Genomic DNA, 18,395 nt, shown 5'->3' with positions numbered 1-18,395 from the left:
AAAGCGCGCGCCTGCCCGCTCTTCCTATTCCCTATTCCCGATTCTCTATTCCCGGCTCTCATCATCAACGCACCTTCAGCGTGGCAAGGCCGATCAGCACCAGCACCACGCTGATGATCCAGAAGCGCACGATCACCCGCGGCTCGGGCCAGCCTTTCAGTTCGAAGTGGTGGTGGATCGGCGCCATGCGGAACACGCGCTTGCCGGTGAGCTTGAAGCTCGCCACCTGGATCATCACCGAGGCGGTTTCCATCACGAACACGCCGCCCATCACCAGCAGCACGATCTCCTGGCGCACGATCACCGCCACGCAGCCCAGCGCCGCGCCCATCGCCAGCGCCCCGACGTCGCCCATGAACACCTGCGCCGGATAGGTGTTGAACCACAGGAAGCCCAGCCCGGCACCGGACAACGCGCCGGTGAAGATCGCCAGCTCGCCCGCGCCCGGAATCGACGGGATGCCGAGGTACTCGGAGAACACCTTGTTGCCGGCCAGATAGGCAAATACGCCGAGCGCACCGGAAACCAGCACGGTGGGCATGATCGCCAGGCCGTCCAGCCCGTCGGTGAGGTTCACCGCGTTGGAGAAGCCCACGATCATGAAATAGGTGATCACCACGAAGAACAGCCCCAGCGGCAGCACCACGTGCTTGAACAGCGGCACGTACAATGCGGTCTCCGCCGGCAGCTGGGCGGTGTGGTAGAGGAACAGCGCCGCGCCGAGGCCGAACACCGACTGCCAGAAATACTTCCAGCGGCTGGCCAGGCCGCGGCTGTCCTTCAGCACCAGCTTGCGGTAGTCGTCGTAGAAGCCGATCGCGCCGAAGCTCAGCAGCACCGCCAGCACCACCCACACGTAGCGGTTGTGCAGGTCGGCCCACAGCAAGGTGGCCACGGTGACCGAGAGCAGGATCATCACGCCGCCCATGGTCGGCGTGCCGGCCTTGACCAGGTGCGTCTGCGGACCGTCGCTGCGCACCACCTGGCCGGCCTTCAGCGCGGCCAGCCGGTTGATCAGCCACGGCCCGCACAGCAGCGACAGCGACAGCGCGGTGAGCGCGGCCATGATGGTGCGGAAGGTGATGTACTGGAACAGATGCAGCGCGGTGAAATGCCGTGCCATCCAGTCGGCCAGTTCAAGCAGCATCGGATGCGCCCCCCTTGTTCTTGCCGGCATGACCGCCGAGCGCCGCCACCACCTGTTCCATGCCGGCCGAGCGCGAACCCTTCACCAGACAGGTGACGCCCGCGTGCAGTTGCGCCTGCAGCACGGCGATCAGCGCCGCCTTGTCCTCGAAATGCTCGCCGCCCGCGCCGAACGCCTCGACCGTGGCCGCGCCGAGCGGGCCGACCGCGAACAGCCGGTCGACACCACGCGCTCGCGCACGCTCGCCGATGCCAGCGTGCAGCGCGCGAGCATCCGCACCCAGCTCGGCCATGTCGCCCAGCACCAGCCAGCGTTCGCCCCCAGCCAGCAGCAGGGTGTCGATCGCCGCCGCCATCGAGCTCGGGTTCGCGTTGTAGCTGTCGTCGATCAGCGTCCAGCCGCCGGCCACCACTTCGCGGCGCAGCCGGCCGGCCACGCCGGGCACCTGCTCCAACCCGGTCACGATGGTGTCCAGCGGCACGTCCAGCGCCAGCGCCACCGCCGTGGCGGCCAGTGCGTTGGCGATGTTGTGACGGCCGGGCAGCGGCAGCGCCACCTCGGCATCGCCCTGCGGCGTGCTCAGCACGAAGCGCGAGCCGTCCACACGCTGCTCGATGATGTCGGCGCCTACGTCGGCCGGCTGGTCGAGGCCGAAGCGCAGCACCTTGCGCGCGCCGGCCAGGCCGGTGAAGAAACTGGCGAACGCGTCGTCGGCGTTGATGATCGCGATGCCGTCGGCCGGCAAGGCCTGGTACAGCGCGCCCTTGGTCTCGGCCACGCCCTCGATGCTGCCCATGCGCGCAAGATGCGCCGGCGCGATGAGCGTAATGAGGCCGATATCGGGCCGTGCGATGGCAGCCAGGTAGGCGATGTCGCCCGGCTTGCCGGCGCCCATCTCGAACACCGCGTACTCGGTGTCCTGCGGCATCGCCAGCAGGCTCAGCGGCAGGCCCAGCTCGTTGTTGAAGTTGCCCGCGCTGACGTGGGTGCGGCCGTGCCGCGACAGGATCGAGGCGACCAGCGTCTTCACCGTGGTCTTGCCGTTGGAGCCGGTGATGCCCACCACACGCACGTTGCGCTGGGCGCGCACCGCGCTGGCCAGGTCGCCGAGCGCCAGTTCGGCGCTGTCCACCAGCAGCTGCGGCAGCGCACTGTCGACCTTGCGCGTCACCAGCGCAGCGACCGCGCCGCGCGCGGCGGCCTCGGCCAGGTAGTCGTGGCCGTCCACCCGCTCGCCCCTGATCGCCACGAACAGGTCGCCGGGCTTGAGCTTGCGCGTGTCGATGGCGACGCCGGTCACCTCGACGTCACTGCCGAGCAGGCGACCGTGGGTCCACAACGCGATGGCGGCGAGCTGCATCATGGGCGTGCCTCCCTGCCGATCCGCGCGAGCACCGCGTGGGCCACCGCCATGTCGTCGAACGGTCGCTTGCCGGCGGCGCCCTCCTGGTAGGTTTCGTGGCCCTTGCCGGCGATCAGCACCGCATCGCCAGGCCGCGCGAATTGCAGCGCATCAGCGATTGCCGTAGCGCGATCGCGCTCGACCGCCATCGCGCGCGCCGCCGCCATGCCGGCGACGATCTGCGCCACGATCGCGTCGCCGTCCTCGGCGCGCGGGTTATCGTCGGTGACGATCGCCACGTCGGCCAGCCGCGCCGCGATCGCGCCCATCAGCGGACGCTTGCCGGCGTCGCGCTCGCCGCCGCAGCCGAACACGCAGATCAGCTTGCCGGCGCAATGCGCGCGCACCGCGGTCAGCGCCTGCTCCAGCGCATCCGGCGTGTGCGCATAGTCGACCACCACCAGCGGCTGGCCCTGCACGCCGCCGAGCCGGCTCATGCGCCCGTTCACCGGCTGCAGCTGTGCGACCACCTCGACGATGCGCGCGAACGGCTCACCCAGCGCGCCGAGGCAGGCCACCACGGCCAGCAGGTTGGCCACGTTGAAGCGGCCGATCAGCTGGCTGCGCACCGCCCGCGTGCCCCACGGCGTGCGCAGCAGGAACGCCAGCCCTTCGGCCGAGCTGACGATCGAGCTGGCGGCGACTTCCGCCTCGTCGTCGCCGGCCATGCTGAAACGCAGCCGCTCGACGTCGGCAGGCAACTGCCCGGCCAGCTCGCGACCGAACGCGTCGTCGATGTTGATCGCTGCGCTGCGGAGGCCCGGCCAGGCGAACAGCTTGGCCTTCGCCGCACCATAGGCCTGCATGCTGCCGTGGTAGTCCAGGTGATCGCGGGTGAGGTTGGTGAACGCAGCCACCTCGTAATCCACCGCCGCCACACGGCCCTGCTCCAGGGCGTGCGAGGACACCTCCATCGCGACGTGGCTGACATCCGCGTCGCGGAATTCCGCCAGCAGCGCCTGCACCGTCACCGCGTCGGGCGTGGTCCGCTCGCCTTCGTGCAACTGGCCATGCACGCCGGCGCCGAGCGTGCCAATCGACGCCGCGCGGTGGCCGAGCAGAGTCAACGCCTGCGCCAGCAGCTGCACGCACGAGGTCTTGCCGTTGGTGCCGGTGACGCCAACCATCCGCATCGACTCGCTGGGGCGGCGGTAGAAGCGCGCGGCGATCTCGCTGACCTGGCCGTGCAAGCCGTCGATCCACAGCACGGGAACCTCGTCGACCGCCTGGGGCAGTCGACCCCTTCCGCCTTCGGCACGTTCCCCTGCAGACAAGGGAAGGGACTCACCTGGCGCGGGCGCTTCCGCCAGCACCACCCGTGCGCCACGCTGCACGGCGCCAGCGGCGAAGGTGATGCCATGGGCGTGGCCGCCGCGCAGGGCGAAGAACGCATCGCCGCGCTGCACCCGGCGCGAATCCAGGCTCAGCCCGGTCACCACGATGCGGCCGACTTCCGGCGCCGCGGCGATCGGCGCGTCGGCGATGCCCAGCAGCAACTGGTCGAGGTGGCCGCTGCTCATGGCGTGTCCTCGTCGACCGGGGCGTCGTCGATCGGCGCATCGACCGGCGGCTTGCTGCCAACCAGGCCGTCGACGTTCTGCAGCGGACCGCCCACGTACCAGCGGCCGATGTTGTCCGGCGGCACGTCGAGCAGGCGCAGCGCACCTTCCATCACCCGCGAGAACACCGGCCCCGACACGGTGCCGCCGTAGTAGCTGCCCTTCTGCGGGTTGTCGATCACCACCACCGCAGCCAGGCGCGGATTGGACGCCGGCACGATGCCGGCGAATGCCGAGGTGTAGTTGCTCTTGGCGTAGCCGCCGATGCTGGCCTTGTGCGCGGTGCCGGTCTTGCCGGCCACGCTGTAGTTGGCGATGCGCGCCAGTGTGCCGGTGCTGCCCGGGCCGGTCACCGTCTCCATCATGCGCAGCAGCTGGCCCGCCACTTCCGGCGAGATGATCTGCTTGGAGGTGGCGTCGCCGCCCTTGATGAAGCTCGGGCTGTGCATCACGCCGCCATCGGCGATGGTGGCGTAGGCATTGACCAGCTGCAACACGGTCACGTTGAGGCCGTAGCCGTAGCCGAGAATGGCCTTCTCCAGCGGGCGCCAGCTGCGGCCGATGCGCAGCGAGCCGGCGGCCTCGCCGGGGAAGCCGCTCTCGGTGCTGTTGCCGAAGCCGAACGCGCGGTAGGTGTCGTACATCAGTGTCGTGTCGAGCGTCATCGCGATGCGCGCCGCGCCCACGTTGCTCGACTTGGTGATCACCCCCGTCGGCGTCAGCAGCCCGTAATTGTGCGTGTCGTGGATGTCGTGGCCCTGGAAGTACCAGTGCCCGCCGGTGGTGTCGATGATCGGGCTGGTCGGCGTGTACCTGCCGCTGGACAGCGCCGCCGCCATCAGGACCGGCTTGATGGTGGAGCCGGGTTCGAGCACGTCGGTCATCGCCCGGTTGCGCCGCTGGCCGGGCCGGCTGCCGCCGAGCGCGTTCGGGTTGTAGGTGGGCAGGTTGGCCATCGCCAGCACTTCGCCGGTTTTCACGTCGAGCACCACGATCGAGCCGGAGTCGGCTTGCGATTTCTCCAGCGCGTTCTTCAGTTCGCTGTAGGCCAGGAACTGGATGCGGCGGTCGATGCTGAGGGTGAGGTTCTGCCCCGGCTTCGGCGCGCGCACCTGCTCGATGTCCTCTACCACGTGGCCCATGCGGTCGCGGATCACGCGCTTCGCGCCCGGCTTGCCGGCCAGCCAGTCGTCGTAGGCCAGCTCCAGCCCTTCCTGGCCGCGGTCGTCGATGTTGGTGAAGCCGAGCACGTGCGCGGTCACTTCGCCGGAGGGGTAGTAGCGTTTGAACTCGCGCTGGCCATTGATGCCGGGAATGCCCAGGTCCAGCACCGCCTGCGCCGCGGCCGGCGCCATCTGCCGGCGCAGGTAGACGAACTCGCGGTCCGAGCGCTGCGCCAGTTGCGCCTTCAGGCTGTCCGCGTCCACCCCCAGCGCCTGCGCCAGCGCGGGGATGCGCTCGTCGCTGTCCAGTACCTCGGCCGGGTTGGCCCAGATCGACATCATCGGCGTCGACACCGCCAGCGGCTCGCCGTTGCGGTCGAAGATGGTGCCGCGCGACACCGGAATCGGCATCTCGCGCAGGAAGCGCGCGTCACCCTGGCGCTGGTAGAACTGCTTGCGCACCACCTGCAGGTCGAACGCACGCGCCACCAGCCCGACCGAGACCAGGCCGAGCAGGCCGACCACCACCACCAGGCGCCGGCGCGCGCTGGGGCCGGCGCCGCGGCGGCGACCGGGCTGGGCGGGAGTGCTGTGGTTGCGCCAGCTCATCAGCGCAGCAACCGGATGTCTTGCGGACGCGGGTCGACCATGCCCAGCTTCTGCCGGGCCTCGTCGTCGATGCGCCGCGGTTCGGCGTAGGTGGCCTGCTCCAGCTCGAGCTTGCCGTACTCGATGTTCAGTTCGTCGCGCTGGTTCTGCAGCGCGGTCAGGTTGACGAACAGCACGCGGCTCTCGTGGCGCGTCCACACCACGCCGAGCGCGCTGGCCAGCACCGCGATCAGCAGCATCAGCAGGCTCAGGGCGCCGAGCGCCCTCACGTCAACTTCTCCGCCACGCGCAGCACGGCCGAGCGAGCGCGCGGGTTCGCCGCCTGCTCGGCCGCGGACGGGAACTGCGCCTTGCCGACCGCGGTCAGCCGCGCCGGCGCGACTTGCACCGGCGGCCCGCGGCGGCTGTTCTGCACGCGGCCGGAGTGGTCGCGGATGAACAGTTTTACCGCGCGGTCTTCCAGCGAATGGAAACTGATCACTGCCAGCCGGCCGCCGGGTTTGAGCCGCTCCAGCGCCGCGTCCAGCCCTTGCTTGAGAGCATCCAGCTCGCCGTTCACGCGGATGCGCAGCGCCTGGAAGCTGCGCGTGGCCGGATGCTTGCCCGGCTCGCGCCGGCCGACCACCCGCTCGATCAGCGCGGCCAGCTGGCCGGTGCGGGTGAACGGGGTGGCGTCGCGGTCCGCCACGATGGCGCGGGCGATGCGCCGGCTGTGGCGTTCCTCGCCGTAATGCCACAGCACGTCGGCGATCTCGCGCTCGCTGGCCTGGGCCAGGAATTCCGCGGCGCTCTCGCCCTGGCTGGGGTCCATGCGCATGTCCAGCGGCGCGTCGGCCATGAAGCTGAAGCCGCGTGCGGCTTCGTCCAGCTGCGGCGAGGACACGCCGAGGTCGAGCAACACGCCATCGAGGCCGGCGGCGGTCTCGTCCCACTCGGCCAGGCTGGAAAAATTCGCGTGGCGGATCGCCACGCGCGGATCACCGGCGAACTCGGCTCGCGCGGCGGCGATCGCCGTCGGATCGCGGTCCATCAACAGCAGCCGGCCGCTGGAGCCCAGGCGCGACAGCACCGCGCGGGCGTGACCGCCACGACCGAAGGTTCCATCGAGATAGCGCCCGCCAGCCTGCACGGCGAGTCCCTCCACTGCTTCACCCAGCATCACCGGGATGTGCCGCAAAACTTGCTCGGCCATGCCGCACTCCCGCTCCCGTCCCGCCCACATGCCGATCGCGCCTTACAGGCGCAATTCCGCCATTGCCTGCGTGATCTCCGCTTCGCCGATGGTCTGGCGGATCTTCTTGAGGTGTTCCTGCTCGCTCCACAGCTCGAACTTGTCGCCCATGCCCAGCAGCACCGCCTTTTTCTCGATGCCAGTGGTGGCGCGCTGGCTGGCCGGCAGCAGCACCCGCGCCGCCGAGTCGGGCTCGACCACCGCGGCCGCGCCGACCAGCTTCATCTGCATGTCGCGATGCGCCTTGACCACCTTGGAAAGCGCGTTGACCTGGTCGCGCACCAGCTCCCACGCCGCGTACGGGAACAGCCACAGGCAGCCCGGCTCGAACGGGTTGTAGGTGATCACCAGACGATTGGCGCACTCGCCCGCCACCTGCTCCCGATAAGCGGTCGGGATGGTCAGGCGGCCCTTGTCGTCAACGGTGATGGCGGTTTCGCCCTGGAACACGTTCAATGGACTCCACTAAAACCCACGATTTCACACTGGGGCCCACGATAATCTCGCCCCATGAGACTGTCAAGGGAATTTCGCTTGTGAATCAAGGAGTAAAGGCAGAATACTGACCACATGTGCAGCATTTTCTGAGGAACACCAGCAAGGTGTTTGAAAGCAGGGAATTTTTTATAAATTAAAATGCGCCGCATGGCGCCCGAACCGGGCGAAACCCGGCCATATCGGCCCGCGCTGGCGTTCCTGGATGAACCACCGTTCACACAAGCGCCTTCGTCACCACCGCGATGCGGTTGCGGTGGTGACGAAGGCGGGAACGAGGTGGAGTCGGCCTGTAAGCCGGGTTCTGTACGCCTTGCGGCGCGACAGTCATTCCTCTCGGCCAGGCGTCGCCGCCTGGCTCCAGCAACCTACCCGGGAACAACGCGGGCCGCGTTATCGTTCCCCTATTTGGTCTTGCTCCGAGTGGGGTTTACCGTGCCGTACGGCGTTGGCCCCGTACGCGGTGCGCTCTTACCGCACCCTTTCACCCTTGCCTGATCCTCTTGCGAGGCCATCGGCGGTCTGCTCTCTGTTGCACTGGCCGTCAGCTCACGCTGCCCAGGAGTTACCTGGCACTCTGCCCTGCGGAGCCCGGACTTTCCTCGATGCACTTGCGTGCGACGCGACTGTCCGGCCGACTCCACTGGCCATTGTAGTGGCCGGGAGTCGGGAATAGGGAATGGGAAGAAGCAAAAGCTCGCGCGCCGCGCTTTTTCCGATTCCCCTATTCCCGATTCCCTGTTCCCTGCTCGCCATACAAGAGCTTGCGCGGCGCGCCGCTGATCGCGGCGGCGAGCTTGGCCGCCTTCGCCGGCGGCAGTTCCTCGCGCAGGATGGCGAACACGCGCTGGCCCTCGGCCAGCTTCGCGTCGGCCTCCTCGCCGCGACCGGCGACCAGGATCACGCATTCGCCGCGTTGCTGGTCGGGATCGTTCGCCACCCGTTCGGCCAGCTCCGCCAGCGGCTTGCCGAGCACCGTCTCGAACAGCTTGGTCAGCTCGCGCGCCAGCACCGCCTCGCGCCCGGCGCCGAACACGTCGCGCATGTCGGCGAGGCTTTCGGCAACGCGGTGCGACGACTCATAGAAGATGAGTGTGCGCCCATCGCCCGCCAGTTCCTGCAGCCGGCTGCGCCGCGCCGCCGCCTTCGGCGGCAGGAAACCCTCGAACACGAAACGGTCGCTGGGCAGGCCGGCCACCGACAGCGCGGCGATCGCCGCGCAGGCGCCCGGCACCGGAATACAACGGATGCCGGCGGCGCGCGCGGCGCGCACCAGCCGGAAACCCGGATCGCTGATCAGCGGCGTGCCCGCATCGGAGATCAGCGCCACCGCCTCGCCAGCCTGCATGCGGCGCACGATCGCTTCCACCGCCTCGCGCTCGTTGTGCTCGTGCAGCGCGATCAGCGGCGTGTCGATGTTGTGATGCACCAGCAGCGGCCGGCTGTGGCGGGTGTCCTCGGCCGCGATCACCGCCACCTGGCGCAGCGTGTCGATGGCGCGCGCGGAAAGATCGTCGCGGTGGCCGATGGGCGTGGCGACCACCCACAGGCAGCCCATTTGTGCTGACATCTGCAAACTCCTGCGCCGTAAGCCGGCAAGTCGATCCGCTATGATCGCGCATTGACGACCATGACGAACAAGGGAACTCCCATGCGCTTCATGCGCCTCTCGCGCGTCGCCGCGATCGCACTGCTGGCCGCCCTGGTGCTGGTGGCCTGCGTGCCGGCCAATACGCCGCGCTCGCCGGCCGAGCTCGCCGCCGCGCAGAGCGCCGAGGCGCTGTCCCGCCAGGGCCAGTTCGACCAGGCCGCGCAGGCGTGGCTGGCACTCGCCGCGCAATCGCGCGGCCATGCCGACAGCTACCGCCTGCTGGCCGCCGAAGCATGGCGCGAGGAAGGCCAGCTCGACAAAGTCATCCCGGTGCTGGCGGACATCAAGCGCCAGCGCCTGAGCGGCGACGAACCGCTGCGCTTCGACCTGCTGCAGGCCGAGCTCGCGCTCAACCGGCATGACGCCGCCACCGCGCTGCGGCTGACCACCCAGCCGAACGTGACGGTGCCCGCGCCACTGCAGTTGCGCCTGCTCGAGTGGCGTGCCCGCGCCATGGCGGCCAGCGGCGACCCCTGGGGCGCCGCCCGCACCCGCGTGCAGATGGACGGCCAATTGAGCGGCTACGACCACTCCCAGAACCGCCAGCAGGTGCTCGACCTGCTGGGCCAGGTCGGTGTCGACTCGCTCAAGCAGCGTGCCGCCGCGATGCAGCGCGGCGACCGCATGCTGCCGTGGGTGAACGAAGCGCTGAGCCGGCTCGGCGTCGCCGTGGCGCAGCCGCCGCCGGAGCTGCAGCAGCCGGTCGGCACCCTGCTGCCCGGCGCCAACGCGAACGTGCGCGAGGGTTACAAGGCGCCCAGCCAGGTCGCGCTGCTGCTGCCCAGCGACGGCAATTACGCCGCGGCAAGCACGGCCATCCGCGAAGGCTTCTTCGCCGCCTACCTCGACGCCGGGCGCAATCACGCACCGCGCCCGTCGGTGCGCGTCTACGACAGCCAGGGCACCGCCGACGGCGCGGTCAAGGCGTACCAGCAGGCGGTCAGCGACGGCGCCCGACTGGTGGTCGGACCGCTGACTCGCGGTGAGGTTGCCGCGGTGTTCAGTCAGCCGCGGCTGCCGGTGCCGCTGCTGGCGCTGAACCACCCCGACGACAAGCAGTTGCCTGCCGGCGACGCCAGCGAATTCGGCCTGCTGCCGGAGACCGAAGGCGCCCAGGCCGCCGACCACATGGTCGAGCGCGGCCTGCGCCGGGTCTATGCGGTGGTTTCCACCGACGACTTCGCGCAGCGCGCCGCCAGCGCGTTCAAGGCCGAGCTGGCGGCGCGCGGCGGTGAATTGGCCGGCATGGTCACCCTGCCGCCGGGCGTCACCAGTTACGCCAGCCTCATCGCCGGCCTGAAGCTTCCCGTCGGCACCAATGCAGCGGCGGCGCCGGTCCAGCCTGCGGCAGCCGGCACCACCGCGGCGCCTGCTGCCAGCGGCGCGGTAGGCGACACCGGCATCTTCATCAGCATGCGACCGGAGCAGGCGCGCCTGCTGCTGCCGCAATTGCGCATCGCACAGGTGAACCTGCCGGTGATCGCCACCTCGCACGTCTACGAAGGCAGCGACGACGTCGCCGCGAACCGCGACCTTGACGGGGTGGAGTTCTGCGACGCGCCGTGGCTGTTCGACGCCCAGCCCGGCCTGCCCAACCACGACGGCGTCGCCGCGCGGCTGCCGGCCGCGCGCGGCGGCGCGGCGCGGCTGTTCGCGTTCGGCATGGACGCCTGGAACCTGGTGCCCTACCTGGAATGGCTGCGCGCCCACCCGGGCAGCTACGTGCCCGGCGCCAGCGGCCAGCTCGCCGCCGACCAGTTCGGCCGGGTACGCCGGGTGCTGATCTGGGCGCAGTTCCAGAATGGCCTCGCGCGCCCGCTGGGCGGCAGCCTGCAGCTGGACGACGCGCCCTCGAACGCCCCGCCCGCCAGCGCCGAGCCGGCACCGGCGGGTTCCGTGCCGAGCGGAACCTTCCAGCCCGCCGCGAACTGATGCGCGCCGCCGGCGACGATTTCGAGCAGCGCGCCTGCGGCGAGCTGGAACGCGCCGGCCTGAAACTGCTGGCGCGCAACTACACCACCCGCCACGGCGAGCTGGACCTGGTGATGCGCGACGGCGACGCCGTGGTCTTCGTCGAGGTGCGCTACCGGCGCAGCGCCAGCCACGGCGATGCCGTTGCCTCGGTCACCGCGGCCAAGCAGGCGAAGCTGATTCTTGCCGCGCAGCACTGGCTCGCCGCGCATCCGCAGCACGCGCGGCGCAACTGCCGCTTCGACGTGGTGAGCTACGACGGCCCGCCTGAGGCGATCCGCCGCGAATGGTTGCGCGGCGCGTTCGAAGCCGGCTGATCAGATTCGACTGAGCTGGCGCAGCAATTTCTTCCCGCGAGTGGATTACGCTTGGCTGATGCCCCTGCCTGATGCACTGTTCGCGCGCCTGCGCGAGATCTTTCCCGACGACGCGCTCGCCATCCGCGAGACCGAGCGACGCGCGTTCGCCCGCGACAACTCGCGCTACGAGCAGTTGCCCGAGGCCGTGGTGTTCCCCACCTCGCACGAACAGGTAGAGGTGCTGGTGCGCGCCTGTCGCGAACATCGCGTGCCGCTCACCGCGCGCGGCGGCGGCACCAGCTCCACCGGCGCCGCGGTGCCGGCGGCGGGCGCCGTGGTGGCGAGCTTCATCCGCATGGACCGCATCCTGCACATTGCTCCCGACGATCGCCTTGCGGTGGTGCAGCCGGGTGTCACCAACGAGGCGCTGCAGCAGGCGCTGGCGCCGCACGGTTTCTTCTGGGCGCCCGATCCGGGTTCGGCCCCGTGGTGCACGGTGGGCGGCAACCTTGCCTGCAATGCGGGCGGCCCGCGCGCGGTGAAGTACGGCGCCACCCGCGACAACGTGCTGGGCTTGCGCGCGGTGGCCGGCACTGGCGCGGGTTTCGTCGCCGGTACGCACACCACCAAGGATTCCACCGGCTACGACCTCACACGCCTGCTGGTCGGCTCCGAAGGCACGCTGGCGCTCGTCACCGAGGCCACGCTCAAGCTCACGCCGCGGCCTCCCGTCGTGCGCTCGCTGCGCGCCACCTATCGCGACACGGCCAGCGCGGCGCAGGCGGTGGCGCGCATCATGGCGCAGCCGGTAACGCCCGCGGCGCTGGAGTTCATGGATGCGCTGGCGCTCAAGCTGGCGCGCGACCACGCGCCGGACGCCGACGTTCCGCAGGCGGGTGCGCTGCTGCTGATCGAGGTCGATGGCACCCCGGAGACCGTGGGCTTTGCGCAGGACGCGGTGGCGCGCGCGGCGCGCGGCGAAGGCCTGGTAGCGCTGGATATCGCGGCCGACGCCGGCGAAAACGCCGCGCTGTGGGCGGCGCGCAAGGCGCTCTCGTTCGCCCAGCGCACGGTGACCGAGCACAAGATCAACGAGGACGTGGCGGTGCCGGTGAGCCGCCTGCCCGCCTTGGTGGACGGCGCCCAGGCGCTGGCGGCGAAACACGCGGTGCCGCTGGTGTGCTTCGGTCACGCCGGCAACGGCAACCTGCACGTGAACCTGCTGCCGCGCGACGTGGACGAGATCGAGCGCGCCTACGCGGCGCTGCCCGAGCTGTTCGCGCTGGTGCTGGCGCTGGGCGGCACGCTGTCGGGCGAACACGGCATCGGCCTGGTCAAGCGCGAGTTCATGCCGCTGGCGCTGGAACCGGCCACGCTGGGGCTGATGCGCGACATCAAGGCCGCGTTCGATCCCGACGGCATCCTCAACCCCGGGAAGTTGCTGCCTTGAGCGGCGGAGTACGGGGTTTCGGGTTACGGGACACGCGAACGCGGTAGCGGGAGTGGTTGCAGATGGGAAACAGGAAAAGCACGGGCGGCCTTCGACAGCAACACAGCCTCGACGCCTTGCTGGCGGAGATCCGCTGCGGCCATACCTGCGCGATGCAGCAGCCGCCGGGGCGGCGGCCGGTACTGCAGGCTTCCACACGCTCGCGCCTGCTGATCGTCAGCCAGGCACCGGGGCGCAAGGTGGAGGAGAGCGGCATCCCGTTCGACGACGTCAGCGGCGAGCGCCTGCGCGACTGGCTGCGGATCGACCGCGCCACGTTCTACGACGCCGATCGCGTGGCGATCGTGCCGATGGATTTCTGCTACCCGGGCAAGGGCAGGAGCGGCGACCTGCCGCCGCGGCCGGCGTGCGCGGCGATCTGGCATCCGCGGCTGTTTTCGCTGCTCACCGGCGTGCAACTGACGCTCGCCATCGGCCAGTACGCGCAGGTGGGCATGCTCGGCGACGCGCGCGATGCCACGCTCACCGACACCGTGCGCAACTGGCGCACGCACCTGGCCCGCGGCGTGCTGCCGCTGCCGCATCCGAGCCCGCGCAACCGCCCGTGGGTAATGCACCACCCGTGGTTCGAGGCCGAGCTGCTGCCGGTGCTGCGCAAGCGCGTGGCCGCGGCGCTGGCCGACACCGATTGAGCTGCCGCATCGCACCTTGCCGCTTGGCGCCGGCGTCGTCTAACCTGCCCTGCCACGACATCGTGGCCACGGGGTCGACCCCGGCCTTGCAGGGGAAACCTCGTCCATGAGCCTCAAGCTCCGCCTTACCGTACTCAATTTCTTCCAGTACTACATCTGGGGCGCGTGGCTGCTGACCATCGGCACCTGGTGGTTCCAGACCCAGCACTGGTCGGGTACCAGCTTCGGCGCGATCTTCTCGACCATGGGCATCGCCTCGCTGTTCATGCCCTCGCTGGTCGGCATCGTGGCGGACAAGTGGATCAACGCCGAACGCCTGTACGGCATGCTGCAGATCGCCGGCGCGGTGGTGCTGTTCGCAATCCCGCACGTGCGCGACCCGGAGCAGATGTTCTGGGTGATGCTGTTGAACATGTGCTTCTACATGCCCACCATCTCGCTGGCGATCACGGTGGCCTACAACGCGCTCAAGCAGGACGGCCTGGACGTGGTGAGTACCTACCCGCCGATCCGCGTGTGGGGCACCATTGGCTTCATCGCCGCGACCTGGACCACCAGCCTGCTCGGCTTCAAAGCTTCGCCGGCGCAGTTCCACGTGGCCGCGGCCGCCTCGCTGCTGCTCGGCTTTTACGCCTTCACCCTGCCCAAGTGCCCACCGCGGCTGCGCGGCGCGCAAGGCCGCGGCCTCGCCGACCGACTGGGGCTGACCTCGTTCACGCTGTTCAAGAACCGCAACATGGCGGTGTTCTTTCTCTTCGCGATGCTGCTGGGCGCGGCGCTGCAGCTGACCAACGCCTACGGCGACGCCTTCCTCAGCGACTTCGTCAAGGTGCCCGAGTACGCCAACCTGCTGGCGGTGAAGTACTCGACCATCATCATCTCGATCTCGCAATTCTCCGAAACCGCCTTCATCCTCACCATCCCGTTCTTCCTGAAGCGCTTCGGCATCAAGGCGGTGATGACGATGAGCATGCTGGCCTGGGTGCTGCGCTTCGGCCTGTTCGCGTTCGGCGACCCGGCCGGCGGGCTGTGGATGATCGTGCTCTCGTGCATCATTTACGGCATGGCGTTCGACTTCTTCAACATTTCCGGCTCGCTGTTCGTGGAAAGCCAGGCCGACCCGAAGATCCGCGCCAGCGCGCAGGGCCTGTTCATGCTGATGACCAACGGCGTCGGCGCGGTGCTCGGCAGCCTGATCGCCGGCTTCGTGATCGACCACTTCTTCACCAACCACCAATGCGACGACGCCGTGGCGATCTGCAAGGACTGGCACGGCATCTGGCTGGCGTTCGCCGGCTACTCGCTGGTGATGGCGGTGCTGTTCGTGCCGCTGTTCAAGCACCGGCACGACCCACTCGCGGCACAACGGGCCGTGCCGACACACTGAACCGGGCGAAGCAGGTGCGGCGGCGTTTGTTATTGCGAATCATTTTCATTTAACATGCGCCTCCCCAACCGGAGGCCCCATGTCATCCACCGCTCGCCCTTGCCCTCGTGTTCGCCCTCGCCGGCATCGCCCATGCTGCCGACCAGAAGGATGCCGTCGAACTCCGGCGCATCGAGGTTTCCGAGAGCACGCTGCGCATGCCGCAGAGCCAGGGCGCGCTGCCGACCACCATCACGGTGATCACCGCCGAGGACCTGCACCAGCAGCTGGCGATCAACCCGGACCTCTCCGACGCCATCGGCAACCTGCTGCCCTCGTTCGCCCCCTCGACGCAGAAGCTCAGCTCGCGCGGGCAGACCCTGCGCGGGCGCAACCCGCTGTACATGATCGACGGCGTGCCGCAATCCAGCCCTCTGCGCAACGGTTCGCGCGATGCCTACACCATCGACCCGGCGATGATCGAGCGCATCGAGATCGTCGAAGGCTCCAACTCGATGCAGGGCCTCGGCGCCGCTGGCGGCATCATCAATATCATCACCAAGCAGGCGCCGAAGCAGGATGGCGTGCGCCAGGACGTCACCGCCAGCACCAGCGCACCCACCCGCGGTGGCAACGGGCTGGGCTACGGCGCCTCGTATCTGCTTGCCGCGCGCAGCGGCGCGTTCGACCTGGTCGCCGGCGCGGCGTGGCGCCAGCGCAGCATGTACTCGGACGCGAAGGGGCGGTTGATCGGCGTCGACGGCACCCAGGGCGACCTCATGGATTCGGTGAGTACCGACGGCTTCGCCAAGTTCGGTTACGACTTCGCCGGCGGACGCCGTCTGCAGCTCACCGTCAACCGCTTCGACCTCGAAGACAACGGCGACTACACCGCCGTGCCGGGCAACAAAGCCGCTAACCTGCCGACCACCTCGGTGCGCGGCAAGCAGCCGGGCGACGCGCCGCGCAACCGCGTGCTGACCAGCAGCCTCGACTACCGCGACCCGCAACTGGCCGGCGGCGAACTGCGTGCGCAGCTCTATCACCAGAAGAACCGCGAGCTGTTCGGCGGCGGCACCTTCGGCACACCTTCCAGGACCCGGCCTACGGCCCGGGCCTGCTGTTCGACCAGTCGCAGAACGTGTCGACCAAGGACGGCGCGCGGCTGTCGTGGGCGAAGCGTGGCCTGCTCGACGGCACGCTCACCATGCTGGCTGGCGCCGACGGCTACCGCGACCGCACCTACCAGGAACTAACCCACACCGGCCGCCACTGGGTGCCCAGCAGCACCTACACCGGCTGGGCGCCGTTCCTGCAGGCCGAATACTGGCCGCTGGAATCGCTGTCGCTGTCCGGTGGCCTGCGCCGCGAACACGGCACGCTGAAGGTGCCGACCTTCCGCACCCTGGCGGCCTACCGCGGCGTCACCGTGCAGGGCGGCTCGCCCAGCTTCAGCAAGACCCTGCCGAACCTCGGCGCGGTCTGGTACCTCAGCGGCCGGCTCAACCTGTTCGCCAGCTACGCCGAGGGCTACACCCTGCCGGACGTGGGCCGCGTGCTGCGCGCGATCAACAAGCCCGGCCAGAGCGTGGCCAGCTTCCTCGACCTGAAGCCGGTGGTCTCGGACAACCGCGAGGCGGGCGCCGAGTACGCCGCCGACCGCGTGGGCGCGCGGGTCAGCTACTACGTCTCGCGTTCGCGGCTGGGTTCGGTGCTGGTGTTCGACGCGCCGAACCAGGTCTACAACGTGATGCGCCAGCGCACCGCGATCAGCGGCTGGGAGGCGCGCGCGAACTGGCAGCCGCTGGCCGGCACGCGCCTCGATGCCTCCTTCGCGATCAACCGCGGCCGCTCGGACCGCAACGGCGACGGCCAGGTCGACTCCGACCTCGACGGCGCCAACATCGCGCCGAACCGGCTCAACCTGTCGTGGACGCAGCGCTGGAACGACGCCTGGTCGAGCTACCTGCAAGTCAGCCACGCCTATAGCCGCGGCTTCGCCACGCTGGGCCGTCGCAGCGCGCACTTTGACGGCTACAGCACCGCCGACGCCTACCTGAAGTGGCACACCGGCGGCGCCGGCGACTGGACGCTGGGCGTGCAGAACCTCGCCAACGAGCAATACATCAACTACGTCGCGCAGACCGTCGGCGACAACGACTCCTACTTCGCCGGCCGCGGCCGCGTGGTCTCGCTGACCTGGCAGCAGGTGTTTTGAGCGGGCGGGCTGCCACCGCCGAACCGACGCCCTGGCGACTGCGCGGACGCACGCGACAGTGGCTGCAGCGGCTGCACCTGTGGCTCGGCCTCAGCGTCGGCGTGGCATATGCGCTGATCGCGCTCAGCGGCAGCCTGCTCGCCTGGCAGCATCCGTGGCTGCGCGCGGCCTACCCGCAGCTCGCCGGGCACGCGTTGCCCGACGCGGCGCAACGCGCGGCAGTGCTCTCGCGCATCGCCGCGGAATGGCAGCCGCAAGGCCTGCGCGCGGCCGACCTGCCGCTGCCCGGCCTGCCGGTGTGGCAGCTGTATTTCGGCGATGGCACGCGCCGCTATCTCGACCCGGCCAGCGGCGAACTGCTGCTGACGCGCGCGCCGCGCGGCGACCTGCTGCAGGTAGTGCGCGAGTGGCACACCCACCTGCTGGCCGGCAAAACCGGCGAGGAAGTGCTGGGCGTGCTCGGCTGGCTGGCGCTGTGCCTGCTGCTGTCCGGGCCGCTGCTGTGGTGGCCGGGACGACGCAACCTCGCCGCCAGCCTGCGCCCGCACGCGCAGCCGCCCACCCGGCGCTGGCTGAGCTGGCACCGCAGTGCCGGCGTGCTCACCCTGCCGTTGATCCTGCTGGTCAGCCTCACCGGCACGCTGATGGTCTACGGCGCCGGCACCGGCCGGCTGCTGCGCGCCGTGTTCGCCGAACCGCCGCCGCCGAAACCACCGGCGGCGATCGCGCTGCGCGATACCCCGATCGACTGGGCCGCCGTGCTGGCCGCCGCGCAACGGGCGCTGCCCGGCGCCACCCTGCACCGCGTGACGCTGCCGGCAGCCGGCAACGGCCAGCTGGCGATCCGCGCGCAGGCGCCCGGCGAATGGCACCCGGTCGGGCGCAGCACGATCTGGCTTGATCCCTGGAACGCCACCGTGCTGGGCAGCCATGACGCCACCGCCGATGGCGTCGGCACGCGCATCAACAACGCGGTCTACCCGCTGCACTCGGGCAGCGTCGGCGGCCGGGCGTGGCGGCTCACCGTGACCGTGACCGGCGTGCTGCCGCCGTTCTTCCTGGTGACCGGCTTCCTGTTCTGGCGCGCGCGGACGCGGCGGCGCGGTTGAACGGCCCGATTCATCGCGCACGAACCGGCGCGG

The 18,395-nt window shown here is 69.8% G+C and carries 16 protein-coding genes and 1 other RNA gene; 8 read left to right on the top strand and 9 right to left on the bottom strand.

From position 1 onward, the window contains the following. Positions 1-64 precede the first annotated feature (64 nt). The 9 genes from mraY to rsmI all read right to left on the bottom strand — a co-directional run bounded on the left by mraY (position 65) and on the right by rsmI (position 9,176). Positions 65-1,147 carry a phospho-N-acetylmuramoyl-pentapeptide-transferase gene (gene mraY, locus UUA_RS01830; protein ID WP_008433752.1) on the bottom strand — a complete coding sequence of 361 codons (1,083 nt, stop codon included), beginning with the start codon at positions 1,145-1,147 and terminating at the stop codon, positions 65-67. Continuing rightward, on the bottom strand, positions 1,137-2,510 hold the full coding sequence (locus tag UUA_RS01825) for a UDP-N-acetylmuramoyl-tripeptide--D-alanyl-D-alanine ligase (RefSeq protein WP_008433751.1): 1,374 nt from the start codon (positions 2,508-2,510) through the stop codon (positions 1,137-1,139). The genes mraY and UUA_RS01825 overlap by 11 nt, the downstream gene beginning before the upstream one ends. After that, positions 2,507-4,069 (bottom strand): UDP-N-acetylmuramoyl-L-alanyl-D-glutamate--2,6-diaminopimelate ligase, encoded by a 1,563-nt coding sequence (locus tag UUA_RS01820; RefSeq protein WP_008433749.1) that lies wholly within the window; start codon positions 4,067-4,069, stop codon positions 2,507-2,509. The genes UUA_RS01825 and UUA_RS01820 overlap by 4 nt, the downstream gene beginning before the upstream one ends. After that, positions 4,066-5,880, bottom strand: coding sequence for a peptidoglycan D,D-transpeptidase FtsI family protein (locus UUA_RS01815; RefSeq protein WP_008433747.1), 1,815 nt, complete (start codon positions 5,878-5,880; stop codon positions 4,066-4,068). The genes UUA_RS01820 and UUA_RS01815 overlap by 4 nt, the downstream gene beginning before the upstream one ends. Then, positions 5,880-6,119 (bottom strand): cell division protein FtsL, encoded by a 240-nt coding sequence (gene ftsL / locus UUA_RS01810; RefSeq protein WP_039953407.1) that lies wholly within the window; start codon positions 6,117-6,119, stop codon positions 5,880-5,882. The genes UUA_RS01815 and ftsL overlap by 1 nt, the downstream gene beginning before the upstream one ends. Positions 6,120-6,145: 26 nt before the next feature. Next, a complete protein-coding gene (rsmH, locus tag UUA_RS01805; RefSeq protein ID WP_008433744.1) occupies positions 6,146-7,072 on the bottom strand; it encodes a 16S rRNA (cytosine(1402)-N(4))-methyltransferase RsmH in 927 nt (308 codons plus the stop codon). Between the two features lie 42 nt (positions 7,073-7,114). Further along, complete coding sequence (gene mraZ / locus UUA_RS01800; RefSeq protein WP_039953406.1) at positions 7,115-7,561, bottom strand: division/cell wall cluster transcriptional repressor MraZ; 447 nt, start codon at positions 7,559-7,561, stop codon at positions 7,115-7,117. 322 nt (positions 7,562-7,883) lie between these two features. After that, positions 7,884-8,248: RNase P RNA component class A (rnpB, locus tag UUA_RS18495), an RNA gene on the bottom strand. 82 nt (positions 8,249-8,330) lie between these two features. Continuing rightward, entirely contained in the window at positions 8,331-9,176 is an 846-nt protein-coding gene (rsmI, locus tag UUA_RS01795; RefSeq protein WP_039953404.1) for a 16S rRNA (cytidine(1402)-2'-O)-methyltransferase, read from the bottom strand. 81 nt (positions 9,177-9,257) lie between these two features. Between rsmI and UUA_RS01790 the strand changes: the two genes are divergently transcribed. The 8 genes from UUA_RS01790 (at position 9,258) to UUA_RS01760 (ending at position 18,362) form a co-directional block, all read left to right on the top strand. After that, positions 9,258-11,189 carry a penicillin-binding protein activator gene (locus UUA_RS01790; RefSeq protein ID WP_008433739.1) on the top strand — a complete coding sequence of 644 codons (1,932 nt, stop codon included), beginning with the start codon at positions 9,258-9,260 and terminating at the stop codon, positions 11,187-11,189. Continuing rightward, positions 11,189-11,545: a YraN family protein gene (locus tag UUA_RS01785; protein WP_008433738.1), complete on the top strand. Its 357-nt coding sequence runs from the start codon at positions 11,189-11,191 to the stop codon at positions 11,543-11,545. The genes UUA_RS01790 and UUA_RS01785 overlap by 1 nt, the downstream gene beginning before the upstream one ends. Positions 11,546-11,603: 58 nt before the next feature. Continuing rightward, positions 11,604-12,977, top strand: coding sequence for an FAD-binding oxidoreductase (locus UUA_RS01780; protein WP_039953403.1), 1,374 nt, complete (start codon positions 11,604-11,606; stop codon positions 12,975-12,977). A gap of 62 nt (positions 12,978-13,039) precedes the next feature. After that, positions 13,040-13,669 (top strand): uracil-DNA glycosylase family protein, encoded by a 630-nt coding sequence (locus tag UUA_RS01775; protein ID WP_050981769.1) that lies wholly within the window; start codon positions 13,040-13,042, stop codon positions 13,667-13,669. Between the two features lie 106 nt (positions 13,670-13,775). Further along, positions 13,776-15,056 carry a nucleoside permease gene (locus tag UUA_RS01770; protein WP_008433733.1) on the top strand — a complete coding sequence of 427 codons (1,281 nt, stop codon included), beginning with the start codon at positions 13,776-13,778 and terminating at the stop codon, positions 15,054-15,056. A 107-nt stretch (positions 15,057-15,163) separates the two neighbouring features. After that, positions 15,164-16,291, top strand: a complete 1,128-nt coding sequence (locus UUA_RS18490) for a TonB-dependent receptor plug domain-containing protein (protein ID WP_008433731.1) — start codon at positions 15,164-15,166, stop codon at positions 16,289-16,291. Beyond that, a complete protein-coding gene (locus tag UUA_RS19190; RefSeq protein WP_153022895.1) occupies positions 16,177-17,253 on the top strand; it encodes a TonB-dependent receptor in 1,077 nt (358 codons plus the stop codon). Before UUA_RS18490 ends, UUA_RS19190 begins: the two co-directional genes overlap by 115 nt. Then, complete coding sequence (locus UUA_RS01760) at positions 17,250-18,362, top strand: PepSY-associated TM helix domain-containing protein (protein ID WP_008433727.1); 1,113 nt, start codon at positions 17,250-17,252, stop codon at positions 18,360-18,362. The genes UUA_RS19190 and UUA_RS01760 overlap by 4 nt, the downstream gene beginning before the upstream one ends. Positions 18,363-18,395 lie beyond the last annotated feature (33 nt).

This window comes from Rhodanobacter thiooxydans LCS2 (assembly GCF_000264375.1).
GTDB classification, from domain to species: domain Bacteria; phylum Pseudomonadota; class Gammaproteobacteria; order Xanthomonadales; family Rhodanobacteraceae; genus Rhodanobacter; species Rhodanobacter thiooxydans.
This window is presented reverse-complemented; position numbering and strand designations above follow the sequence as displayed.